This is a genomic window from Stenotrophomonas maltophilia group sp. vghtpe118 (assembly GCF_052605195.1).
This window is the reverse complement of record NZ_CP199672.1, coordinates 481,685-504,867: the sequence shown is the minus strand read 5'-3', so window position 1 is coordinate 504,867 and position 23,183 is coordinate 481,685. Positions and strand designations below refer to the sequence as shown.

At 67.5% G+C, this 23,183-nt stretch carries 22 protein-coding genes; all 22 read left to right on the top strand.

The window, feature by feature from the left end:
* Nucleotides 1-5 precede the first annotated feature (5 nt).
* The 22 genes from flgK (at nt 6) to ACUDTM_RS02285 (ending at nt 23,180) form a co-directional block, all read left to right on the top strand.
* Complete coding sequence (gene flgK / locus ACUDTM_RS02390) at nt 6-1,886, top strand: flagellar hook-associated protein FlgK (RefSeq protein WP_053496686.1); 1,881 nt, start codon at nt 6-8, stop codon at nt 1,884-1,886.
* Nucleotides 1,883-3,085, top strand: a complete 1,203-nt coding sequence (gene flgL / locus ACUDTM_RS02385) for a flagellar hook-associated protein FlgL (protein ID WP_053496687.1) — start codon at nt 1,883-1,885, stop codon at nt 3,083-3,085. Before flgK ends, flgL begins: the two co-directional genes overlap by 4 nt.
* A 399-nt stretch (nt 3,086-3,484) precedes the next feature.
* A complete protein-coding gene (locus ACUDTM_RS02380) occupies nt 3,485-4,702 on the top strand; it encodes a flagellin (protein ID WP_005416451.1) in 1,218 nt (405 codons plus the stop codon).
* Between the two features lie 72 nt (nt 4,703-4,774).
* Entirely contained in the window at nt 4,775-5,965 is a 1,191-nt protein-coding gene (locus ACUDTM_RS02375) for a flagellin (RefSeq protein ID WP_095377991.1), read from the top strand.
* Between the two features lie 86 nt (nt 5,966-6,051).
* Nucleotides 6,052-7,230 (top strand): flagellin, encoded by a 1,179-nt coding sequence (locus ACUDTM_RS02370; RefSeq protein ID WP_353080014.1) that lies wholly within the window; start codon nt 6,052-6,054, stop codon nt 7,228-7,230.
* A gap of 441 nt (nt 7,231-7,671) precedes the next feature.
* On the top strand, nt 7,672-9,087 hold the full coding sequence (fliD, locus tag ACUDTM_RS02365; protein ID WP_061478707.1) for a flagellar filament capping protein FliD: 1,416 nt from the start codon (nt 7,672-7,674) through the stop codon (nt 9,085-9,087).
* 128 nt (nt 9,088-9,215) lie between these two features.
* Nucleotides 9,216-9,632: a flagellar export chaperone FliS gene (fliS, locus tag ACUDTM_RS02360; protein WP_005416447.1), complete on the top strand. Its 417-nt coding sequence runs from the start codon at nt 9,216-9,218 to the stop codon at nt 9,630-9,632.
* On the top strand, nt 9,629-9,922 hold the full coding sequence (locus ACUDTM_RS02355) for a hypothetical protein (RefSeq protein ID WP_072166966.1): 294 nt from the start codon (nt 9,629-9,631) through the stop codon (nt 9,920-9,922). Before fliS ends, ACUDTM_RS02355 begins: the two co-directional genes overlap by 4 nt.
* Complete coding sequence (locus ACUDTM_RS02350; protein WP_072166965.1) at nt 9,919-10,497, top strand: PilZ domain-containing protein; 579 nt, start codon at nt 9,919-9,921, stop codon at nt 10,495-10,497. Before ACUDTM_RS02355 ends, ACUDTM_RS02350 begins: the two co-directional genes overlap by 4 nt.
* A 92-nt stretch (nt 10,498-10,589) precedes the next feature.
* Nucleotides 10,590-11,222, top strand: a complete 633-nt coding sequence (locus tag ACUDTM_RS02345) for a response regulator (protein WP_005413261.1) — start codon at nt 10,590-10,592, stop codon at nt 11,220-11,222.
* A gap of 284 nt (nt 11,223-11,506) precedes the next feature.
* Nucleotides 11,507-12,916: an RNA polymerase factor sigma-54 gene (rpoN, locus tag ACUDTM_RS02340; RefSeq protein ID WP_072166964.1), complete on the top strand. Its 1,410-nt coding sequence runs from the start codon at nt 11,507-11,509 to the stop codon at nt 12,914-12,916.
* Between the two features lie 14 nt (nt 12,917-12,930).
* Complete coding sequence (locus ACUDTM_RS02335) at nt 12,931-13,308, top strand: response regulator (protein ID WP_005409556.1); 378 nt, start codon at nt 12,931-12,933, stop codon at nt 13,306-13,308.
* The gene (locus tag ACUDTM_RS02330) at nt 13,305-14,807 is read left to right on the top strand and encodes a sigma-54 dependent transcriptional regulator (protein ID WP_072166963.1); all 1,503 of its coding nucleotides are present in this window, start codon (nt 13,305-13,307) and stop codon (nt 14,805-14,807) included. Before ACUDTM_RS02335 ends, ACUDTM_RS02330 begins: the two co-directional genes overlap by 4 nt.
* Before the next feature lie 186 nt (nt 14,808-14,993).
* Entirely contained in the window at nt 14,994-15,410 is a 417-nt protein-coding gene (locus ACUDTM_RS02325; RefSeq protein ID WP_445391108.1) for a hypothetical protein, read from the top strand.
* Nucleotides 15,411-15,857: 447 nt separating this feature from the next.
* The gene (fliE, locus tag ACUDTM_RS02320) at nt 15,858-16,223 is read left to right on the top strand and encodes a flagellar hook-basal body complex protein FliE (protein ID WP_061478712.1); all 366 of its coding nucleotides are present in this window, start codon (nt 15,858-15,860) and stop codon (nt 16,221-16,223) included.
* Nucleotides 16,224-16,236: 13 nt separating this feature from the next.
* Nucleotides 16,237-17,883, top strand: a complete 1,647-nt coding sequence (gene fliF / locus ACUDTM_RS02315; protein ID WP_180870863.1) for a flagellar basal-body MS-ring/collar protein FliF — start codon at nt 16,237-16,239, stop codon at nt 17,881-17,883.
* A 7-nt stretch (nt 17,884-17,890) separates the two neighbouring features.
* Nucleotides 17,891-18,877, top strand: coding sequence for a flagellar motor switch protein FliG (gene fliG, locus ACUDTM_RS02310; RefSeq protein ID WP_445391463.1), 987 nt, complete (start codon nt 17,891-17,893; stop codon nt 18,875-18,877).
* Nucleotides 18,874-19,515 (top strand): FliH/SctL family protein, encoded by a 642-nt coding sequence (locus tag ACUDTM_RS02305; RefSeq protein ID WP_111008423.1) that lies wholly within the window; start codon nt 18,874-18,876, stop codon nt 19,513-19,515. The genes fliG and ACUDTM_RS02305 overlap by 4 nt, the downstream gene beginning before the upstream one ends.
* A complete protein-coding gene (locus ACUDTM_RS02300) occupies nt 19,512-20,897 on the top strand; it encodes a FliI/YscN family ATPase (protein WP_065178546.1) in 1,386 nt (461 codons plus the stop codon). The genes ACUDTM_RS02305 and ACUDTM_RS02300 overlap by 4 nt, the downstream gene beginning before the upstream one ends.
* Before the next feature lie 3 nt (nt 20,898-20,900).
* On the top strand, nt 20,901-21,368 hold the full coding sequence (gene fliJ, locus ACUDTM_RS02295) for a flagellar export protein FliJ (protein WP_005416437.1): 468 nt from the start codon (nt 20,901-20,903) through the stop codon (nt 21,366-21,368).
* The gene (locus tag ACUDTM_RS02290; RefSeq protein WP_445391107.1) at nt 21,368-22,537 is read left to right on the top strand and encodes a flagellar hook-length control protein FliK; all 1,170 of its coding nucleotides are present in this window, start codon (nt 21,368-21,370) and stop codon (nt 22,535-22,537) included. Before fliJ ends, ACUDTM_RS02290 begins: the two co-directional genes overlap by 1 nt.
* Before the next feature lie 127 nt (nt 22,538-22,664).
* Nucleotides 22,665-23,180 (top strand): flagellar basal body-associated FliL family protein, encoded by a 516-nt coding sequence (locus ACUDTM_RS02285; protein ID WP_151355146.1) that lies wholly within the window; start codon nt 22,665-22,667, stop codon nt 23,178-23,180.
* The last annotated feature ends 3 nt before the right edge of the window (nt 23,181-23,183 follow it).

The window sequence follows — 23,183 nt, the reverse complement described above, 5'->3', positions numbered from 1 at the left end:
ACACCATGTCCAGCGTACTTTCCACCGGTACCGGTGCCCTGCTCGCCTTCCAGCGAGCGTTGGCGACCACCAGCCACAACGTGGCCAACCTCAATACACCCGGCTACAGCCGGCAGAAGGTCAACTTCGCCACCGCCGATCCACAGAACTATGGCTACGGCACGGTCGGCAACGGCACCCGCATCACTGACATCCGTCGCACGGCCGACCAGCTGGCGATCTCGCGCCTGCTCGACAGCAGCGGTGAGCTGGCGCGCCTGAAGCAGCTTTCGGGCATGGCCGACCGGGTCAACGCCCTGTTCTCCGATGCCGCCACGAACGTGGCCGGCGTCTGGTCGAACTTCTTCGACTCGGTCAGTGGCCTGTCGTCCAACGCGGCCGGCACCGCCGACCGCCAGAACATGCTCGACGGTGGCAAGGCGCTGGCCAACCGCTTCGTGCAGCTCAACACGCACCTGAACAATCTCAACAGCGAGGTCAACAACGGCCTGCTGGCCGGTGCGACCGAGGTCAACCGCCTTGCGCAGGAGATCGCGCAGATCAACGGTGCCATCGGAACCAACATCGCCTCGGCTGCACCGGACCTGCTCGACCGCCGCGACCAGCTGATCACCCAGCTGATCGGCTACACCGGTGGCACCGCGGTGATCCAGGACGGCGGCATCATGAATGTCTACACTGCCGGCGGCAACGCGCTGGTGGTGGGTACCACGGCGACCAAGGTCACCACCGTAGCCGATCCTTACCAGCCCGAGCGCCTGCAGTTGGCACTGGAGACCCAGGGCAACACCATCCGTCTCGACCCGAAAGCGGTCGGTGGCCAGATCGGGGGCCTGCTGGAATTCCGCGACACCGTGCTGACGCCTGCGCAGGCCGAACTGGGCAAGCTGGCGGTGGGCCTGGCCGAGAGCTTCAACCAGGTCCACCACCAGGGTGTGGATCTGTATGGCCAGATGGGCGGGGACTTCTTCAACATCGGCAGCCCACGCGTGACCGGCAACAACAGCAATACCGGAACCGCCAGCCTCAGCGCCACCTATGGCGACCTGGGCAAACTGGACGCGCAGAACGTGGTGCTGCAGTTCGATGGCACCACCTGGAAGGCCAGCCGCGCCGACACCGGCGCCAGCATTCCCCTGACCGGTACCGGCACCGCCGCCGATCCGCTGGTGATCAACGGCGTGAACCTGGTCGTCGGCGGCACCCCGGCGGCCAATGACCGCTTCCTGCTGCAGCCCACCGCCGGCGTGGCCGGCAGCCTGGAGATGGCCATCACCGATCCGTCGCGCATTGCCGCGGCCGCCGCAGTCAAGGGCGCAGCCGCCACCGCCAACACCGGTACCGGCAAGCTGAGCGGCGTCACCGTCACCGATTCGGCCAACGCGAACCTGCGCAATCCGTCGGCGATCGTGTTCACCTCGGCGACCACCTACACCATCGACGGTGGCCCGCCGCAGACCTATACACCTGGCCAGACCATCAGTGCCAACGGCTGGAGCTTCGTACTGGACGGTGCGCCGAAGGTGGGCGATACCTTCAACATCACCCCGACCCCGGCCGGTTCGTCGGACAACAGCAACGCCTCCAGGTTGGCCAAGGTGGAAAGCACGAAGGCCTTCAACGCCGGAACGGTGACACTGAACGGTGCACTGGGTGGCCTGACCACCCAGGTCGGCGCCGCCGCCCGCTCGGCCGAGTACTCGCTCGATGCGCAGCTGGTGATCAATGACAAGGCACAGGAAGCCCGCGACGAGGTCTCCGGCGTGAATCTGGACGAAGAGGCCGCCGACATGCTGCGCCTGCAGCAGGCCTACCAGGCCGCCTCACAGCTGATCTCCACCGCCGACAGCATGTTCCAGACCATCCTGGGAGCCGTCCGCCGATGAGCAGCCGCATCTCCACCAGCATGATGTTCAACCAGTCGGTGTCGCTGATGATGGCCAAGCAGGCCAAGCTCAGCCACCTGGAGCAGCAGATTGCTACTGGCAGCAAGATCGTCAGCGCCAAGGACGATCCGGTTGCCGCCGGCACTGCAGTCGGCCTTGACCGCAGCCTGGCCGCACTGGACCGCATGAAGCTCAACGCCGGCAATGTGCAGAACCGCCTGGGCGTGCAGGAAAACACCCTGGCGCAGGTCAACGACCTGATGGCGCGCGTCAACGATCTGACCATCCAGGCCAGCAATCCGGCACTGAGCGCGGCGGACAAGAAGACGCTGATCACCGAGGTGAACCAGATCCGCGATGGCCTGCTGTCGCTGGCCAACGCCGACGATGGTACCGGCCGCTACGTGTTCGGTGGCACCAACGACGGTGACCCGCCGTTCGCCAAGATCAACGGCAAGGTCGTCTATCGCGGCGACCAGACCCAGCGCCAGGTTGAAGTCGGCCCCGATACCTATGTGCGCGACGCCCTGCCCGGCAGCGAGATCTTCATGCGCATCCCCACCGGCGACGGCTTCGTTGACGGCAGCGCCGCGGCCGGCAACACCGGCAACGGCGTGCTGACCAACATCACCCGCGACGGCAGCGACAGCTGGAACGGCCAGGGCTTCAGCGTGCGCTTCACCACCGGCACCCAGTACGAGGTGGTGGATGGTGCGGGCAACGTGACCGGCACCGGCACCTACAAGGCTGGCGACGACCTGGAAGTGAACGGTGTGCGCCTGCGCATCACCGGCGCACCTGCAGCGGGCGACAGCTTCAGCGTACAGGCCGCCAGCAGCCGCGACATCTTCGCCACCATGGACAACCTGGTCGCCGCGCTGGGTGCCGACACCGGTACCACCGCGCAGATGACTGCGCAGCAGAATCAGCTGCAGAGCGCACTGCGCGACGTCGCGCGCGCCTCGGAGCGGATGATCGATTCGCGCGCTGCCGGTGGTGCGCAGTTGAAGGCGCTGGACAACGCGGCGGAGATGCGCGAGGCCAATGGCGTGACCCTGAAGACCACGCTGTCGCAGATGCGCGACCTGGATTACGCCGATGCACTGAGCCAGTACCAGCTGCAGAGCACCGCACTGCAGGCGGCGCAGACGATCTTCTCGCAGATGCAGTCGATGTCGCTGTTCAACAAGCTGCGCTGACGCCTCTCCTGCGTCACCCCTGAAAGGCCGCGATGCCCTGCATCGCGGCCTTTTTCGTTTGCGCGCCTGCCCGCCACCACGCGGCCCTCTGGCCATCTCCGGCCGATTCTCCGTGATTGCCCATCAAGCCGGGTCGCACCCCGCCGATACCTTCATCAGCGCTGGTCAGGCCCTGCCCGACCGCCCCTCCCGGGCTCGCTTCCATCCTGGCAACAGGGCTGAAAACCCCGGGAAAACAGCTTCAGGCAACGAATTCTGGCTTCAGCGGAATTCACGGCTAAAGGTTGTTGACAAAGCGCCGTTATTCATTTGGCAACGGCGAAGCACACAGCCACACAAAAAAACAGGCGGCGCTTCGTTTCATTCACCAACGGGTTCCATATAAGAGGAGACGACCCCATGGCACAGGTAATCAACACCAATACGATGTCGCTCAACGCTCAGCGCAACCTGAGCACCAGCGGCAGCTCGCTCGCCACCACCATCCAGCGCCTCTCGTCCGGCCTGCGCATCAACAGCGCGAAGGACGACGCGGCCGGCCTGGCCATCAGCGAGCGCTTCACCACCCAGATCCGTGGCCTGGACGTGGCCATCCGCAACGCCAACGACGGCATCTCGCTGGCCCAGGTCGCCGAAGGTTCGCTGAACGAAGTCGGCAACAACCTGCAGCGCATCCGCGAACTGGGCGTGCAGGCCTCCAATGCCACCAACTCGGCCAGCGACCGCAAGGCCCTGCAGGCTGAAGTGACCCAGCTGGTTTCGGAAATCGATCGTGTGGCCAAGCAGGCCGACTTCAACGGCACCAAGCTGCTGGACGGCAGCTTCACCAGCCAGCTGTTCCAGGTGGGCGCCAACGCCGGCCAGGCCATCGCCATCAACAGCGTGGTCAACGCCAAGGCCGATTCGCTGGGGGCTGCCACCTTCGCCAACGGCTACACCGGCACTGCGCTGGCGGTGGACAAGGCCACGGCCGACACCACCTACTCCGGCCTGCAGGTCTCGGTCACCCCGCCGGGCGGCACCGCCACCACGGTCACCATCAGCGACTTCACCGTGAAGGCCGGCGAGTCGATCACCTCGGCCACCGCTGCGGCGATCAACAACAAGCTGGGTGAAACCGGCGTGGTGGCCTCGGTCAATGCCGGCGTCATCAGCCTGGCTTCGGTCAAGGATGGCCAGACCTTCGCCCTGGGCGTCAGCGCAGCAACCCCGCCGGCCGGCGTCACCGCCGCGACCATCGCCGGCCTGGGCCTGACCGAGACCAGCACCAACGGCGGCACCCTGACCGGTGCAGCGGCCAGCTTCGTCAAGGACCTGAACGTCACCACCGCCGAAGGCGCACAGAAGGCGATGTCGATCGTCGACAAGGCCCTGGAATCGGTCAACAGCGTCCGCGCCGACCTCGGCGCGATCCAGAACCGCTTCACCTCGGTGGTCGCCAACCTGCAGACCTCCTCGGAGAACCTGTCCGCATCGCGCAGCCGCATCCGCGATACCGACTTCGCCAAGGAAACCGCCGAACTGACCCGCACCCAGATCCTGCAGCAGGCCGGTACGGCCATGCTGGCCCAGGCCAACCAGGTACCGCAGAACGTGCTCAGCCTGTTGCAGCGCTGACATGAGCCGCCCCCGGGGCACGTCGGGGGCGTCTGACCCAACTCACGTGCAACCGCTCAAGGACCTCTCCTCATGGCACAAGTCATCAACACCAATACGATGTCGTTGAATGCTCAGCGTAACCTGAGCACCAGCGGCAGCTCGCTGGCTACCACCATCCAGCGCCTGTCCTCCGGTTCGCGCATCAACAGCGCCAAGGACGACGCCGCCGGCCTGGCGATCTCCGAGCGCTTCGGCACGCAGATCCGCGGTACCGACGTCGCCATCCGCAACGCCAACGACGGCATCTCGCTGGCCCAGGTCGCCGAAGGTTCGCTGACCGAAATCGGCAACAACCTGCAGCGCGTCCGCGAGCTGTCGGTGCAGGCCGCCAACGCCACCAACTCGGCCAGCGACCGCAAGGCCCTGCAGGCCGAAGTGACCCAGCTGGTCTCGGAAATCGACCGCGTCGCCAAGCAGTCGGACTTCAACGGCACCAAGCTGCTGGACGGTTCGTTCTCCAGCCAGCTGTTCCAGGTCGGTGCCAACGCCGGCCAGGCCATCGCCATCGACAAGACCATCGATGCCAAGGCCAACGCCCTGGGCGGCGCCAAGTTCGACACCAACTCGCTGGCCCTGGCCGACCCGGGCACCAACGCCGACTTCAAGGTCACTGGCCTGCAGATCAATGGCGTCACCATCGCCGACGTCGATGTCAAGCAGGGTGCCGACGCCGCTGCTACCGGCAAGGCCTCCCGCGAGGCGCTGGTGACTGCCATCAACGCCAAGATCGGTGAGACCGGTGTCTACGCCGAAGTGAACGGCACCGCTGGCGTCACCCTGACCTCGGTCAAGGACAGCGTCAACGCCGATGGCTCGTTCAAGGCCATCACCGCTTCGGTGGGCACCTGGACCGGCGCCACCGCCCCGACCTTCACCGCTACCACTGCTGCTGCAGCGCCGGCCGCGAAGTACGCCAGCAACCTGGACGTCAGCACCGTGAAGGGCGCCCAGCAGGCGATGGAAATCGTCGACAAGGCCCTGGGTGCGATCAACAGCACTCGTGCCGACCTGGGCGCCGTGCAGAACCGCTTCACCTCGGTGGTGGCCAACCTGCAGACCTCGTCGGAGAACCTGTCGGCTTCGCGTAGCCGCATCAAGGACACCGACTTCGCCAAGGAAACCGCAGAACTGACCCGCACCCAGATCCTGCAGCAGGCCGGTACGGCCATGCTGGCCCAGGCCAACCAGGTGCCGCAGGGCGTGCTCAGCCTGCTGCGCTGATCCGCTTACTGATCGACCTCCGGGCGCTGCATGACGCCGCGCCCGGATCCTGAAACACGTTCCACCTTCGCCAAAGGAAATGCACCATGGCACAAGTCATCAACACCAACACCATGTCCCTGAATGCTCAGCGCAACCTGAGCACCAGCGGCAGCTCGCTGGCCACCACCATCCAGCGCCTGTCCTCCGGTTCGCGCATCAACAGCGCCAAGGACGACGCCGCCGGCCTGGCGATCTCCGAGCGCTTCGGCACGCAGATCCGCGGTACCGACGTCGCCATCCGCAACGCCAACGACGGTATTTCGCTGGCCCAGGTCGCCGAAGGTTCGCTGACCGAAATCGGCAACAATCTGCAGCGCGTCCGCGAGCTGTCGGTGCAGGCCTCCAACGCCACCAACTCGGCCAGCGACCGCAAGGCGCTGCAGGCCGAAGTGACCCAGTTGGTCTCGGAAATCGACCGCGTCGCCAAGCAGTCGGACTTCAACGGCACCAAGCTGCTGGACGGCACCTTCTCCAGCCAGCTGTTCCAGGTCGGCGCCAATGCCGGCCAGGCCATCGCCATCGACAAGACCATCGATGCCAAGGCCGGCTCGCTGGGCACCTCGACCTTCGCCACCGGCGCGACCGCCGCCCTGGCCGCCAGCACCGACGGCGCACGCTTCTCCGGCACCGTGATGGGCGTGGACATCGGCACGGTTGAAGTCAAGGCCGGCGCCACCACGGCGGATGCCTCCAAGGCCGTCGCCACCGCCATCAACGCCAAGATCGGCGAGGCCGGCATCTACGCCGAAGCCAATGCCGACGGCTCCCTGAAGCTGAGCTCGGTGAAGGAAGGCAAGGCCGTTGCCGCTGCCGATATCGCCCTGATGCGCAGCGACTACGACGCCACCGCCAAGACCTGGGGCACCGCAGCGGCTGCCGGCGCCTACACTGCTGGCACCGACACCTCGGCCAACGTGCAGAAGCTGGACGTGAGCAGCGTACTCGGTGCCCAGCAGGCCCTGGAAGTGGTCGACAAGGCCCTGGGTGCGATCAACAGCACCCGCGCCGACCTCGGTGCGATCCAGAACCGCTTCACCTCGGTGGTGGCCAACCTGCAGACCTCGTCGGAAAACCTGTCGGCATCGCGCAGCCGCATCAAGGACACCGACTTCGCCAAGGAAACCGCAGAGCTGACCCGCACCCAGATCCTGCAGCAGGCCGGTACGGCCATGCTGGCCCAGGCCAACCAGGTGCCGCAGGGCGTGCTCAGCCTGCTGCGCTGATCCACGGCAATAAGGCGCCGCTACCGTCGGGTCGAACCGACGGTAGCGGCAACCGGGAAGCCACGATGCACGAAGGCGCGGGCCATGCCCGGCCCGGGATCAGTCCCGAACCGGCTTGGCATCGCCCGCTCCTGCGGACCTCTCTTTCAGCGCTGTACCTTTGACTGTACGTACCGGGCGGCTTCGTCTCCCCCCGATTGTCAGTAGCCTGATCCCTCCCCTGCATTGGGGGAGGGCTTTTTGCAGACTCCCGGCAGCCCGCGGTGAACCCACCCGCACCCTGCCCCAGCCCTCCTGCAACCCGCGTGCCAGAACCTGCGCCAGGCGATTGGCACGGCACGTGCATCAACGAAGCCCTCAAGACCCAGCGGCGCAGGCCGCTATTTTCGTTGACGACGGGCCAGCGCACGACGGCCGGGCCCGGATACCAGGAGAAACGACGTGGCAGACTTTGGATACGGTGGCATTGGCTCGGGACTGGATATTTCCAGCATCGTCAACCAGCTGGTCGCAGCTGACCGCAAGCCCGCCGACAATGCGCTGAACCTGCAGCAGTCCAAGGCCAAGATGCAATTGTCGTCGATCGGCACCATCACCTCGGCCTTCGACAAGCTGAAGACGGCGCTGACCGCACTGAAGGCCACCACCGCGTTCGACACGCGCACGGTGACCGCCAGCAAAGGCGGCGACAAGGGCACCGACGAGATCCTGACGGCGTCGGTCGCGCTGTATGACGTTGGCACCACCAAAGCCGCGGCTTCCAACGGTACGCACGTCGTCAATGTCACCTCGCTGGCCACTGCGCACAAGCTGATCGCCGATACTTCGGTACCCAAGACCGACACGTTTGCTGCCGGAACCTTGACGCTGACCGTTGGCGTGGGCGACAAGGCCAAGACCATGAACGTGGAGGTGGAGGACGGCGACACGCTGACCACCATCCGCAACAAGATCGATGCGGCCGGCCGCAAGGAAGGCGTGCAGGCCACCCTGATCAGCTCCGGCGACAACCAGTACCTGTCGATCGCACAGGAGAAGACCGGTGCCGCCAACGCGATCAAGCTCGAGTACGCAGGCAGCGACGCCAAGCTGGGGGGGCTGGTCAACAGCCTGAAGCAGAACACCGCCGCCGCCGACGCCGAGCTGACCATCGATGGCGTGAAGGTCGTCAGCGCCAGCAACACCGTGGCCGATGCGGTTCCGGGCCTGACCCTGAACCTGAAGATGCCGGGCACCAGCACGGTGACCATCAGCACCGACACTGCGGCGGCCACCAAGGTGATGCAGGAGTTCGTAACGGCCTACAACGCCGCACTGGCGGCGATCAACACCGAAACCAAGTACGACGCCAAGACCAAGGAAGCCTCCACGCTGACCGGCGATGCGCAGATGCGCGGCGCCACCAGCCAGCTGCGCTCGGTGATGTCGAGCGTGCTCAAGGACCTGGCCGGTGACAAGCTCGATGCCAAGGCGATCGGTCTGGATACCCGCGGCTACCCCAATGCCGACGGCACGCTGATCCTGGACACCACCAAGTTCGCCGCCGCACTGGCCAGCCAGCCGGAGAAGATGCGCCAGGCGATCACCGGTGATTCCGGCGGTGCCGGCAAGCTGTACACGCTGGTCGACGGCTATGTCAGCACCACGGTCGGCAAGGAAGGCGCGTTCGTCGCGCGCACCAAGGGCCTGAACACCACGCTGGACAACATCGACAAGCGCCGCAAGGACCTCGACACGCGGATGAAGAGCGTGGAAGAGCGCTACAAGAAGCAGTTCATCGCGCTGGACAGCCTGATGGGCAAGTTGCAGCAGAGCAACACGGCGCTGCAGCAGCAGCTGGCACAGTTGAACCGCTGACGATGCGTGCGTGGCACTCAAGTTTGCCGCGCAATGCACCGATAACGGACGCAACAGCAATCATCGCCGCGCCGCCGGCACCGATCCCCACGATCACCCGACGGCACCCCGCGCAAGGAGAATCACGAATGTACGGTTCCAGCCGTCAATATGCCGAGCAGTACCGCCAGGTGGGAGTGACCAGTGCGGTCGCCGATGCCGATCCGCACAAGCTGGTGGCGATGCTGCTGGCCGGCGCGCTGGAGCGCGTGCGTCGCGCCCTGGCCAGCCTCGAGCGGGGCGACCAGGCCGGCAAGGGCAAGGCGATCGGCGAAGTCTGCGCGATCGTCGGCCACCTCAACGGCTCGCTGGACCATGAGGCCGGCGGCGAGATCGCCGGCAACCTGTCGGCCCTGTACGATTACGTGCTGCAGCGCCTCACCGAAGCCAACCTGCACAACGACCGCGCCGCGCTGGATGAATCGCTGCAGCTGCTGGGCGAGATCGACAGCGCCTGGAACGCGATCCCGCACGAACAGCGCCGCCCGGCCGCGGTGGCGCCATGAGCCTGCCCGAACTGCACGCGCAGCTGGATGCCTTCGAGAAGGCACTGGGCGATGATGCCCTGGACCAGGCCGACAGCCTGCTCGACGGGCACGACAGCACCCTGCATGCCCTGCTCAGCCAGCCGCTGACCGCTGCGGACCACGGGCCGCTGAGCGCCCTGTTCGAGCGCCAGCAGAGCCTTCTGGGCCTGCTGCGCCAGCGCCGCGATGCAGCGGCCGCACTGATGAATGACGGCCAGCGCTCGCTTCGCGCCGCCCATGCCTACCTGCAGGCAGGATCGCTGGCATGACCCAGCTGCCGGCCACGTCGCTGCACCATCCTGCCGAAAGCGAGCTGTTCGACGAAACGCTCAGCTGCGAGCTGGCCCTGCCGGCCGAGTTCCAGGCGGGCAGCGCGGCCGGACGCACCAGCGGTGCCGAAGGCCTGCTGCGCAGCCTGGCACTGGTCGAAGACAGCCGTGTTGACGAGCACGACGAACGCAACGAGGCCACCCTGCAGCTGCAACGCCTTGAAGCCAAGCTGGACCTGGCGATGGTGCTGCTCGGCCGCTTGGTGCGCCAGCAGGGCCTGGAACTGCCCCTGCGCCCGGTGCGCTGGTCGCGCCGTGGCATCCGCCTGCAGCTGGGCCCGCGCAGCGGTGCCAGCCCCGGCCAGGCCGGCGTGGTGCGCCTGCAGCCCAGCGACTGGCTGCCCGACCACATCGACCTGCCGGTGGAAGTGATCGCCGAGGCAGCCGACGGCGGCGGCGGCCACTTCCTATGGCTGCGCTTCCAGCGCCTGGGCGACGGCCTGGAAATGGCCATGGAGCGGCACCTGTTCCGACTGCACCGCCGCCAGGTGGCCGAGGCACGCCGGGCGCGCTGAAAGCTGCCACCATCACGCTTGGCGGGCAAGCCTTGGCGCGCCCGTTCAGCTAAGTTAAGGTGGACTCCCCTACACGGATCTGTTGCGTGCCTGTGCGAGTTCTCATCGTCGACGATCACACCCTCGTCCGCGCCGGCCTGGCGCGGCTGCTGCAGGGGTTTGCCGACGTGCAGCTCGTCGCCGAGGCCAGCAACGCCGAACAGGCATTGCAGCTGGCCCTGCAGCACGCGCCGGATGTGGTGCTGATGGATCTCTCGTTGCCGGGCCGCACCGGCCTGGAAGCGCTCAGCGACATCCGCCTGCGCGCCCCCGGCACCCGGGTGGTGATGATGACCATGCACGACGATGCCGCGCATGTGCGCGATGCCCTGGATCGTGGCGCGGTCGGGTTCGTGGTGAAGGATGCAGCACCGCAGGAGCTGGAACTGGCGCTGCGCGCCGCGCATGCCGGCCAGGTGTTCCTGAGTCCCCAGATCTCGGCCAAAATGCTGGCCCCCATGCTGGGCCGCGAGAAGCCTACCGGCATTGCCGCGCTGTCGCCGCGCCAGCGCGAGATCCTGCGCCGCATCGGCAAGGGCGAAAGCAACAAGGAAATCGCCGCCGACCTCGGCATCAGCGTGAAGACGGTGGAAACCCACCGCGCACGCATGATGGAGTCATTGGGCTGCCGCCGCGCCAATGACCTGTTGCTGCTGGCCGCGCGCCACCAGCACGAGCTGGAGTAAGCGCCAGTAGCGGGCAAGGCCCTGCACTGACGACGAATTCCCGTCACCCCGACATTCCCTGACAGGAATCCGTACACCGGCCGCCGCGAACCCCGCCGCTTCGGCACGACGAATCAATGACTTGGCGGCCCGCTTCGTCAATATCCCGAGCCAATGTAGGGATAACCCCTACATCCTGTCGGGACAACCACGAACCCCCTCAGGAACCCCCCGATTCCGCCCACGCCGGATCAAAAGCAAGATGCGTTCCACAAGGCGCCGGGGAGCGGCGCCGGGGAACCACGATGAAGGCTGCACTCTCGACCCAGCTGGGCCAACAACTTCACCTCACCCCTCAGCTGCTGCAATCGATCCGGCTGCTGCAGCTCGATGGCCTGCACCTGGAACAGGAAATCCAGCGCCTGCTGGACTCCAACCCGCTGCTGGAGATCGAAGAGGCCGAAGCGCCTGCCGCTGACGCCACCGAGGCCGCCGCCACCACGCTGGAAACCGCTGCGTTCGACGAGTTGCCGGAGTCTTCGATGTGGGATGTGGCCGGCGCCAGCTGGCAGGACGGCGACGACGATCGCATGGCGCGCATTGCCGCCGGTGAGTCGACCGACCCGCAGCTGCGCGTGCTGCAGCGCCTGGCGCTGGACATGGACGACCGCGAACTGGCGGTGGCCGCGTTCTGGCTCGACCACTGCGATGAGGCCGGCTACCTGCAGGCGCCGCTGGCGCAGCTGCAGCTGCTGGCCAGCGCCCAGTTCGACATCGCCGCCGAAGGCGTCGAGGCCATCCGCCAGCAGCTGCTGCACGGTGAACCCGCTGGCATGGCTGCGCAGGACCTGCGCGAAGGCCTGCAGGCACAGCTGCGCAGCCTGCACGGCGTGGTCCCTGCTCGCCACCTGGCCGCCCGCATCCTCGATGGCGCGCTCGATGCGCTGGCTGCGCACGACTACCCCGCCCTCGCCCGCCAGCACGACGCCGAGATCGACGACGTGCGCGAGGCGGTGCGCCTGATCCTCTCGCTGCAGCCGCGCCCCGGCGACAGCCTGCTGCCCGAACGCAACGCTGTGGTAGTGCCGGACGTCGTCGCCTGGCACGCCGATGGGCAATGGAAGGTGGCACTGAACCCGGCCACCAGCCGCCGCGTCTCGATCAACAGCCAGTACGAACAGGCGCTGGCCGAAACCAGCGAAGCCGCGCCGGCACTGCGCGAGATGCTGCAGGAGGCACGCTGGTTCAGCCGCGGCCTGTCGATGCGCTACGACACCCTGCTGCGCACCGCGCGGGTGATCGTCGAGCGCCAGGCCGCCTTCCTGGTCCGTGGCGAAGAGGCCATGGCCCCGCTGACCCTGAAGGAAGTGGCCGAGGAAATCGGCATGCACGAGTCCACCGTCTCACGCATCACCACCGGCAAGTTCCTGCAGACACCGCGCGGCACCTTCGAACTGAAGCACTTCTTCGCGGTGCGCCTGGAAGGCGCCAGCGTCTCGGGCCAGGCGGTGAAAGCCATGGTCCGCCGCCTGATCGACGCCGAACCCGCCGGCCGTCCGCTGGCCGACGAGGCCATTGCCGGCCTGCTGTCACGCCAGGGGGTGAACATTGCCCGCCGAACCGTCGCAAAATACCGAGAACAACTGGATATCGCCCCGGCCCGCGAACGGCGCCGGCTCAGCGCCAGGCAACCGCAGCTGGCCCGGGTGGGCTGAAAAGGATGTTGGACATGAACAAGCTCACGGTCCTGCTGGTCGATGACCACGAGGGCTTCATCAACGCGGCGATGCGCCATTTCCGCAAGATCGACTGGCTGCAGATCGTCGGCAGTGCCGGCAACGGCCTGGAAGCGATCGAGCGCTCGGAAACGCTGCGCCCGCAGGTGGTGTTGATGGACCTGGCCATGCCGGAGATGGGTGGCCTGCAGGCCACCCGCCTGATCAAGTCGCAGGACGATGCACCGTACATCGTGATCGCCAGCCACTTCGATGACGCCGAGCACCGCGAACACGCGCTGCGTGCCGGTGCCGACAACTTTGTCAGCAAGCTGTCCTACATCCAGGAAGTGATGCCGATCCTGGAAGGCCTCAGGGAGGAACAGTCGTGAGTGAATCGCGCATCCTGGTGCTGGACAACGACGCCGTGCGCGCAGAGCGCACCGTTGCCCTGCTGGAATTCATGGACTTCAACCCGCGCTGGGTATCCGACGCGGCCGACTTCGACCTGGGCCGGCAGCGCCAGAACGACTGGATGGCGGTGATCGTCGGCAGCCTGGACGACAGCCCCGCCAGCACCGCGCTGTACAACTGGCTGGGCGGCAGCAGCCTGCCGCCTCCGGTGCTGCTGGCCGATGGTGATGCTGCAGTGTTTGCCCGGCAGCACGGGCTGCATGAAGCGAACATCTGGCCGCTGGAAACGCCGCTGCGCCACGCACAGATGGAAGCCCTGCTGCGCCGCGCCAGCCTCAAGCGCCTGGATGCCGAGCACCAGGCAGGCGCCGCCCAGGACCAGGGCCCCACCGGCAACGGCCCGGCAGTGACCGCCCTGCGCACCATGATCGAGCAGGTCGCCGCATTCGATACCACCGTGCTCGTGCTGGGCGAATCCGGTACCGGCAAGGAAGTGGTGTCGCGCGCCATCCACCAGCGCTCGCCGCGCCGTGACGGCCCGTTCGTGGCGATCAACTGCGGCGCCATTCCGGCCGACCTGCTGGAAAGCGAACTGTTCGGCCATGAGAAGGGCGCCTTCACCGGCGCGCTGACCGCGCGCAAGGGCCGTTTCGAAATGGCCGAGGGCGGCACCCTGCTGCTCGACGAAATCGGCGACATGAGCCTGCCGATGCAGGTGAAGCTGCTGCGCGTGCTGCAGGAACGCAGCTTCGAGCGCGTCGGTGGCAACCAGACCATCCGCTGCAACGTGCGCGTGGTGGCCGCGACCCACCGCGACCTGGAGACCCGCATCGCCGAGGGCAAGTTCCGCGAGGATCTGTTCTACCGCCTCAACGTGTTCCCGATCGAAGTGCCCGCGCTGCGCGAGCGCCGCGAAGACCTGCCAGCGCTGGTGGAAACCATCGCCGCGCAGCTGGCCCGCACCGGCCGTGGCGAAGTGCGCTTCACCCCGGAAGCGCTGCAGGCCCTTGCCGGCTACGAATGGCCGGGCAACGTGCGCGAGCTGACCAACCTGGTCGAGCGCCTGGCGGTGCTGCATCCGGGTGGTTCGGTGCGCGTGCAGGACCTGCCGGCCCGTTACCGTGGCGATGCGGCACTGGCGGCCGCCACGCCGGCACCGGCACAGCCGGCCGCCAGCGAAGAACGCCTGGACCTGCGCAGCTTCTCCTTCCACACCCCGGGCAGCGGCAACCAGCCGGCGCTGGAGCACGGCATCGCCGTCAATCGCCCGGCGGCGCCGGCGGCGCTGCCTGACGAAGGCATGGACCTGCGCAACCACATGGCCAACATCGAACTGGGCCTGATCAACGAAGCACTGGAACGCACCCAGGGCGTGGTCGCCCACGCGGCCCAGCTGCTCGGCCTGCGCCGCACGACCCTGGTGGAAAAGCTGCGCAAGTACGGCATCGAGCGCGAGCAGGCCGAACTGGCCGGCTGAAACGCATTGCCAGCATGAAGGGGGCACGAACGCCTGGGCTTGCCCGGGCGTTGGTGTTTTGGGCCCCTGGGCTCACATCCCTTTGCTGCGGAACGGGATCTGAGCCCATTGCTTTTGCACGTTTTCCTAGAGACAACACCGCCGCAGTGCGGAGCATGGCAAGGAGACCCCCAAGGAGGTTCCACCATGCATCGCCTTGCCCTGCTCGCCAGCCTGCTCTGCCCGGCCCTGGCCACTGCCGCCAACTGCACCCTGCCCGCAACGCTGGACCAGCGCCAGTTCATCAACCTCAGCGACCCGCTGTACGCCCCGGACAACCCCAACGCCGGACGCATGGTGCAGCTCAGCTTTGCCGGCAGCCAGTACGTGCTGGACATCCTCGGCACTGACTTGCGCATCGGCGGCAGCTACCGCTACCAGCGCCTGGCCCCGCATATCGCGGAGATCCAGATGAGCGAAAGCCACCCGGCCGGCGCCGCCCACTACACCCTGCTGCTGACCTGCCTGAGCGACCGGCAGGGTCGTTTCATCTACACCCAGCACGACGGCCCCATCGCCCCGCGCCAGCGCCAGAATTCCGGCCGATGGACCCTGCAGCCCTAGGCCAGAAAACCGACGCCGGTTAAATGGCGCCACGACCGGAGTCAGAGCCGGTTGCGTTGCAACGGGATCCGACCCCGTGCCGACCAACGGTCGGCACCCACCACCATCAGAAGCACCATCAGAAGCACCATAGGCAGCAGGTTCCAACAGATCGCGGCCAACTGTCGAAGGCGGGGTGGGTCCGGTTGCGGGGGCGTGAGCGCCATGGATGGCGCGACCGAGCCTACAGGGACGTATTCACGGCGTCCCCCGCAACCGGACCCACCCCGCCACCCCACGGATAGCCCGATTTTGACGTTGATGTTGACGTCGCGTCGGCGGGTGCAGGGCGCAGCCCTGCCACCAAACACCCACACCCTCACGTCACTGAATCGAAAACCGGTTTCGGCACGGCACTTGCACTGGTTCCAGCAGACAACCCCATCCCTGTTTCTGGAACCGTTGCAGATGTCCCACTCCGTCACTTCGATCCTTTCGCAGATCCGCTCCTATCAGACCCAGATGGGACAGCCGGCGCTCAACCCGCTGGGCGAAGCGCCGCGCAGCAACGCCCTGCCGGGCACGGTGCTGGACGCGCCGCAGGCCCAGCCGGCCAGCTTCACCGAAACCCTGCGTGGTGCGATTGCCGGCGTCAACGATGCGCAGCAGAAGTCCGGCGCCCTCGCCAAGGCCTTCGAAATGGGCGACCCCAGCGCCGACCTGGCCAAGGTGATGGTCGCCTCGCAGCAGTCCCAGATCGCCTTCCGCGCCACCGTGGAAGTCCGCAACCGTCTCGTCCAGGCCTACCAGGACGTGATGAACATGCCGCTGTAAGGAACATTGACGCATGGCACTGACGCTCTCCAAGGACAGCCTGAACGCCGAGAAGGCCGGGCAATGGTTCGACCGCCTGCAGAGTCTGCAGATCACCCGTCGGCTGGGCCTGATGGCGATGATCGCGGTGGCGGTGGCGGCAGGCCTGTCCGTGTTCTTCTGGTCACAGAAGCCGGGCATGGTCCCGCTGTACACCGGCCTGGACCAGAAGGCGACCGCTGAAGCGACCGACCTGCTGCGCGCGGCACAGATTCCGTTCGCGCTCGATCCGGCCACCGGTGGCATCACCGTGCCGGAAAAGAACCTGCACGACGCCCGCCTGAAACTGGCCGGCTCCGGCCTGACCGACAGCGGCAAGCTCGGCTTCGAGCTGATGGAACGCGATCCGGGCTTCGGCGTCAGCCAGTTCGTGGAAAGCGCGCGCTACCAGCACGCGTTGGAAACAGAGCTGTCGCGCACCATCAACACGCTGCGCCCGGTACGTGATTCACGCGTGCATCTGGCCATTCCCAAGCCCAGCGCCTTCACCCGCCAGCGTGACGTGGCCAGCGCCTCGGTCACCCTGGAACTGCGTGGCGGCCAGCAGCTGGAACGCAGCCAGGTGGATGCCATCGTGCACATGGTTGCGGCCAGCATTCCGGACCTGGCGCCGGAACGGGTGACCGTGGTCGACCAGAGCGGGCGCATGCTCAGCATCACCGACCCGAACAGCGAGGCGGCGGTCAACGCCGCGCAGTTTGAGCAGGTGCGCCGCCAGGAAACCTCGTTCAACCAGCGCATCCGCGAGCTGCTGGAGCCGATGACCGGCCCCGGCCGGGTCAATCCGGAAGTGAGCGTGGACATGGACTTCTCGGTGACCGAGGAAGCCCGTGAGCTCTACAACGGTGAACCGCAGAAGCTGCGCAGCGAGCAGATGAGCGAGAACACCACCAGCACGCCGGGTCCGCAGGGCGTGCCGGGTGCCACCAGCAACAGCCCGCCGGGCCAGCAGGCCGCGCCGGCCGCCGCGCAGGCCCCGACCGAAAGCAGCAAGAACGCCACCCGCAACTACGAGCTGGACCGCACCCTGCAGCACACCCGCCAGCCGGCCGGCCGCATCAAGCGCGTGTCGGTGGCGGTGCTGGTGGACAACGTGCCGCGCGCCGGCGCCAACGGCAAGGTCAGCCCGCAGCCGCTGTCGGCCGCGGAACTGACCCGCGTCGAGGCGCTGGTGAAGCAGGCCGTCGGCTTCAACGCCGAGCGTGGCGACACCGTGTCGGTGATGAACGCCCCGTTCGTGCGTGACACCACGCCGGTCGAAGGCCCGGCCTGGTGGGAACTGCCATGGGTGCACGATGCCGGCCGCATGCTCCTCGGCGCGGTGGTGGTGCTGGCGTTGTTGTTCGGCGTACTGCGCCCGGCGCTGCGCGCGATCACCGGCCAGAACAGGAAGGACGACCCGCAGGCACTGGAGCCGCACACCGCGGACGTGCAGCTGGTGGATGACGATGGCATGCCGCTGCCGGCGCTGGGCACCGACCGGGCAAGCCTGGGCGGACCGGATGCGCTCGCACTGCCGGTGGATTCATATGAGGAACGACTGCGGATGGCGCGTGAAGCCGTGAAGACCGACTCCAAGCGCGTGGCCCAGGTGGTCAAGGGCTGGGTGGCCAATGACTGAGGCACAACTGACCGGTGTACAGCGCGCGGCCGTGCTGCTGCTTTCGCTGGGTGAGCTGGATGCGGCCGAAGTGCTGCGCCACATGGAACCCAAGGAGGTGCAGAAGATCGGCATCGCCATGGCCACCATGACCGACATCACCCGCGAGCAGGTGGAGCGAGTGATGGACCAGTTCGGCCAGGAACTGGGCTCGAAGACCTCGCTGGGCGTGGGCTCGGATGACTACATCCGCAACATGCTGGTGCAGGCGCTGGGCAGCGAGAAGGCCGGCAACCTGATCGACCGCATCCTGCTCGGCCGCAACACCACCGGCCTGGACGCGCTGAAGTGGATGGACCCGCGTGCGGTGGCCGACCTGGTGCGCAACGAGCACCCGCAGATCATCGCCATCGTGATGGCGCACCTGGAAATCGACCAGGCTGCCGACGCGCTGAAGCTGCTGCCGGACCGTACCCGCGTGGATGTGCTGCTGCGCATCGCCACCCTCGACGGTATTCCGCCGAACGCGCTCAATGAACTCAACGAGATCATGGAGCGCCAGTTCGCCGGCAACCAGAACCTGAAGTCGTCCAACATCGGCGGCGTGCAGTGCGCAGCCAACATCCTGAACTTCATGGACAGTGGCCAGGACCAGGCGATCCTGGGCGAAATCGCGCGCATCGATGCGCCGTTGAGCAACCGCATCCAGGACCTGATGTTCGTGTTCGACGACCTGGTCGACCTGGACGACCGCGAGATGCAGCTGGTGCTGCGCGAGGTGAGCGGCGAGCGCCTGGGCCTGGCCCTGCGCGGTGCCGACATCAAGGTGCGCGACAAGATCACCCGCAACATGTCGCAGCGCGCGGCCGAAATCCTGCTCGAAGACATGGAGGCCCGCGGTCCGGTGCGCCTGTCCGACGTGGAAGGCGCGCAGCGCGAGATCCTGGCCATCGTCAAGCGCATGGCCGATGAAGGCACCGTCACCATCGGTGGCAGCGCGGAGGCCATGCTGTGAGCAACGTCGTGCGCTGGCTTGCCCCGGACCTGCTGGCCCAGCCCGAACCGGTGCTGGAGCAGGAGGGTGCGTTCGAACTCACCGAGCCGGATCCGGAACACGATCCGGAGCCGCCGCTGCAGCTGCCGACCCTTGAAGAGATCCAGGCAATCCAGGACAGCGCCGAGAAGGAAGGGTTCGAACAGGGCCATGCCGACGGCTACGGCCAGGGCCAGGCCGAAGTACGTCGCCTCGCCGCACAGATCGAAGGGATCCTGGACAACTTCAGCCGGCCGCTGGTGCGGCTGGAGAACGAAGTGGTCGGCGCCCTCGGCGAACTGGCGGTGCGCATCGCCGGCGCACTGGTCGGCCGCGCCTACGAAGCCGAGCCGGCACTGCTGGCGCAGCTGGTCGGCGAAGCGATCGACGCCGTGGGGGGCAGCACCCGCGAGGTGGAAGTGCGGCTGCACCCGGATGACATCGCTGCGCTCGCCCCGCTGCTGAACCTTTCACCGGCGCAGCGCCTCGTACCGGATACCAGCCTCAGCCGTGGCGACCTGCGCGTGCACGCCGAAGCCGTGCGCATCGACGGCACCCTGGAAGCCCGCCTGCGCGGTGCGCTGGATGCGGTGATCCGCCAGACCGGAGCCACGGCATGAGTGCCGGACCACAAACCACTCCGCCGCCGGCCGACTGGGCCGTGGCCCGCAACCTGCGCCTGGCCCGGCGCCTGGATGGCCTGCGCGTGGACACCGCGCATGGTCGTGGCCTGATCCGCGAGGGCGTGTTGCGCCGTGCGGTCGGGCTGACCCTGGAAGCGGTCGGCTGCGAAGCGCCGCTGGGCGCCAGCTGCAAGGTGGAAGTGGTCGACGGTGGCTGGGTCGACGCCGAAGTGGTCGGCTTCGCCGGCGAACGCACCTACCTTATGCCCAGCGCCGAACTGCATGGCCTGCTGCCCAACGCCCGGGTGGTGCCATCGGCGCGCCGGGGCGGCGTGGAAGTGGGCGAAGGCCTGCTCGGCCGCGTCATCGACAGCGACGGCGTGCCGCTGGATGGCAAGGGCCCGATCCGCGCCGAAGGCCATGTTGGCATGGCCGGCGTGTCGATCAATCCGCTGGCGCGTGAACCGATCACCCAGCCGCTGGACGTGGGCGTGCGCGCGATCAACGCGCTGCTGCCGATCGGCCGCGGCCAGCGCGTCGGCCTGTTCGCCGGCTCCGGCGTCGGCAAGTCGACGCTGCTGGGCATGATGACCCGCTACACCGCCGCCGACGTGATCGTGGTCGGCCTGATCGGTGAACGTGGCCGCGAAGTGCGCGATTTCGTCGAGACGACGCTGGGCGAGGAAGGCCTGCGCCGCGCCGTGGTGGTCGCCAGCCCCGCCGACCGGCCGCCGCTGGCGCGACTGCATGGTGCCTACCGCGCCACCGCCATTGCCGAGTGGTTCCGCGACCAGGGCCTGAACGTGCTGTTGCTGATGGACTCGCTGACCCGCTTCGCCCAGGCGCAGCGCGAGATCGGGCTGTCGGTCGGCGAACCGCCGACCACCCGCGGCTATCCGCCGTCGGTGTTTGCCAAGCTGCCGGCACTGGTCGAACGCGCCGGCAATGGCGCCAAGGGCCGTGGCTCGATCACCGCGTTCTACACGGTGCTGACCGAAGGCGATGATCCGCAGGATCCGATCGCCGATGCCGCGCGCGCGATCCTCGATGGCCACATCCTGCTCTCGCGCCGCGTGGCCGACAGCGGGCTGTACCCGGCCATCGACGTCGAATCGTCAGTCAGCCGCGTGGTCACGGAAATCGCCGACGAACCGTGGCGCCTGCGCATCCGCAAGTTGAAGCGACTGGTCTCGGCCTACTCGGCCAACCGGGACCTGATCGCGATCGGTGCCTACCAGCGCGGCAACGACGCGGCCACCGACGAAGCCCTGGAACGCTGGCCGGAAATCATGGAGTTCCTCGGCCAGGACGTTGCCAAGGCCGCAGATCTCCCGCACAGCCAGGCGGCGCTGCAGCGCCTGGTGGAACAAGAGAGTTAAGCCATGAACCAGTCCAAGCGCATCGATCCCCTGCTCAAGCGGGCCCAGGAACATGAGGACGCGGTCGCCCGCGACCTGGCCGAACGCCAGCGCGTGCTCGACACCCATCTCTCGCGACTGGACGAACTGCGCCGCTATGCCGAGGAGTACGCCAACGCACAGATGGCGGCGACCAGCCCGGCACAGTTGCTCAACCGCCGCGCCTTCCTCGATCGACTGGACAGCGCGGTCGAGCAGCAGCAGGCCACGGTCAATGGCAACCGCGAAAAAGTGGAGGCCGAGCGCGCACGCCTGATCCTCGCCAGCCGTGACAAGGCGGTGCTGGAGCAGCTGGCCGCCAGCTACCGGGCGCAGGAAAAGGTGGTGACCGACCGCCGCGACCAGCGCGAGATGGACGACATTGGCGCACGGCGTGCACGCCTGGTGCAGGCCGAAGACCAGGACGGCGCCGAGCAGGGAGGCCGCTCGTGATGCCCGCCCCGCTCGCCAGCAGCGCCAACACGGCCACGCCCGCCACCAGCAACAGTGCCGCACGCGCCTCGCGCAGCGAAGGCGGAAAGGACTTCAGCCAGCTGCTGCAGGGCGGCGCACCGTCTGCACCCACGCCAGCCGGCAGCGCCACGACACCGATGTCATCCACGCCGAGCCCGCCATCGACCGCCGACAGCAATGGCCAGGCACCGGGTGAACGCACCGCGGACGCCGAAGCGGCAACTGCTGAAACGCCGTCGCTGCCGCCGGTTGCCGTGACCCCGGCTGGACCCGGCACCGAAAAGGACAAGCCCGCCGCGACCGAGGACGCCCCGTGGCCACCGCCCGGCCTGGCCGGCCTGGTGCTGGCGATGCCGATGCCTGCCGATCCGGCCGCTGCTCTGCCAACCACCGCTGCACCGGCGGTGGCCAGCGACGGTAGCGCGCTGCCTGCTGCTGCCCCCGCCACGAACGCGACACTGCCTGCAGCCGCGCCGGCAGCGGCAACCGCAGCCCCAGTGGCGGCCGACGGCAAACCGGCGGCGACCAGCCCGGAGGATGCCACCGCGCTGCCACTGCCGGAGATGATCCTGCCCGGCAAGCGCGCCGAGCGTGGCGAAGGCAGCGACGTGGCTGCACTTGGCGACCGCACCAGCGTACCCCTGCTGCACTCACCGCCAGCGGCCGCCGTACAGGACCTCAAGGCGGCGCTCGCCACCGGCAACGCGATCTTCAATGGCGAACCGACGCCGAAGCCCGTGCTGGGTGACGATGGCTTCGACCAGGCCATCGGCGCACGGCTGGGCTGGCTGGCCGACCAGAAGATCGGTCACGCCCACATCCGCCTGAGCCCGGACGACCTGGGCCCGGTCGACGTGCGCCTGCAGTTGAACGGCGACAAGGTGCATGCCAGCTTCAGCAGCCCGCACGTGGACGTTCGGCAAGCGCTGGAAAGCAGCCTGCCGCGCCTGCGCGAGCTGCTGGGCGAACAGGGCTTCCAGCTGGCCCACGCCGATGTCAGCCACCAGGCACCGGGCGGTGGCGGCAATGCGCCGGGCCAGCCCGGTGGCAGCGGCATCATCGGCGACGGAGAACCGACGCCGGGCGACGCCAGCGTGTCGTCGGCGCAGTTGATCCGCCAGCGCGGACTGCTGGACGCTTACGCCTGACAGGCGTGCCGACCAAGGTTGGCACCTACCGGCACAGGTTTCCGACGGAATTCCGTCGCACCCGCTGCCCGGCCTTCGGCACACCCCTTGCATATCCCGGTGAAGCAACCCTCAGGAGCTTCACCCCGTGGCCGCAGCCGCTGACAAAACCAAGAAGACCGCCGAGAAGGACAAGGCCGCCAAGCCGCGTAGTCCGATCCTGATCACCGCGCTGGTAGCCGTATTGGCCGCCGCTGCTGCCGGTGGCGGCGTGTGGTTCTTCACCCAGTCCAAGCACGAAGAGAAGACCGCACAGGCGCCGAAGAAGAGCGCGACTCCAGCCCCGGCCCAGTACTTCGCACTGGAGCCGGCCTTCGTGGTCAACCTCAATGGCCCGGTCGACGGCCCACGTTACCTGCAGCTGGAGGTTCAGCTGATGACCCGCGACCCGGCCGCGCTGGAAGCGATCAAGACCCACGCCCCGGCCATCCGTGCGCGCCTGCTGATGCTGTTCTCGCAGGTCAGCCCGGACCAGATCGCCGATGTCGCCGGCAAGCAGAAGCTGCAGGCCGCCTCATTGGCCGAGGTGCAGAAGGTGCTCAAGGCCGAGACCGGCAGCAACGGCGCCGACGATCTGCTGTTCACCAGCTTCGTGACCCAGTAAGGG

Coding starts and splice junctions, on each gene's coding strand:
- fliF (WP_180870863.1), top strand. CDS start 16,237: ATGGCACTGACGCTCTCCAAGGACAGCCTGAACGCCGAGAAGGCCGGG.
- ACUDTM_RS02335 (WP_005409556.1), top strand. CDS start 12,931: ATGAACAAGCTCACGGTCCTGCTGGTCGATGACCACGAGGGCTTCATC.
- ACUDTM_RS02350 (WP_072166965.1), top strand. CDS start 9,919: ATGACCCAGCTGCCGGCCACGTCGCTGCACCATCCTGCCGAAAGCGAG.
- fliE (WP_061478712.1), top strand. CDS start 15,858: ATGTCCCACTCCGTCACTTCGATCCTTTCGCAGATCCGCTCCTATCAG.
- ACUDTM_RS02290 (WP_445391107.1), top strand. CDS start 21,368: ATGCCCGCCCCGCTCGCCAGCAGCGCCAACACGGCCACGCCCGCCACC.
- rpoN (WP_072166964.1), top strand. CDS start 11,507: ATGAAGGCTGCACTCTCGACCCAGCTGGGCCAACAACTTCACCTCACC.
- ACUDTM_RS02300 (WP_065178546.1), top strand. CDS start 19,512: ATGAGTGCCGGACCACAAACCACTCCGCCGCCGGCCGACTGGGCCGTG.
- ACUDTM_RS02325 (WP_445391108.1), top strand. CDS start 14,994: ATGCATCGCCTTGCCCTGCTCGCCAGCCTGCTCTGCCCGGCCCTGGCC.
- ACUDTM_RS02380 (WP_005416451.1), top strand. CDS start 3,485: ATGGCACAGGTAATCAACACCAATACGATGTCGCTCAACGCTCAGCGC.
- ACUDTM_RS02370 (WP_353080014.1), top strand. CDS start 6,052: ATGGCACAAGTCATCAACACCAACACCATGTCCCTGAATGCTCAGCGC.
- fliJ (WP_005416437.1), top strand. CDS start 20,901: ATGAACCAGTCCAAGCGCATCGATCCCCTGCTCAAGCGGGCCCAGGAA.
- ACUDTM_RS02375 (WP_095377991.1), top strand. CDS start 4,775: ATGGCACAAGTCATCAACACCAATACGATGTCGTTGAATGCTCAGCGT.
- flgL (WP_053496687.1), top strand. CDS start 1,883: ATGAGCAGCCGCATCTCCACCAGCATGATGTTCAACCAGTCGGTGTCG.
- ACUDTM_RS02355 (WP_072166966.1), top strand. CDS start 9,629: ATGAGCCTGCCCGAACTGCACGCGCAGCTGGATGCCTTCGAGAAGGCA.
- flgK (WP_053496686.1), top strand. CDS start 6: ATGTCCAGCGTACTTTCCACCGGTACCGGTGCCCTGCTCGCCTTCCAG.
- fliS (WP_005416447.1), top strand. CDS start 9,216: ATGTACGGTTCCAGCCGTCAATATGCCGAGCAGTACCGCCAGGTGGGA.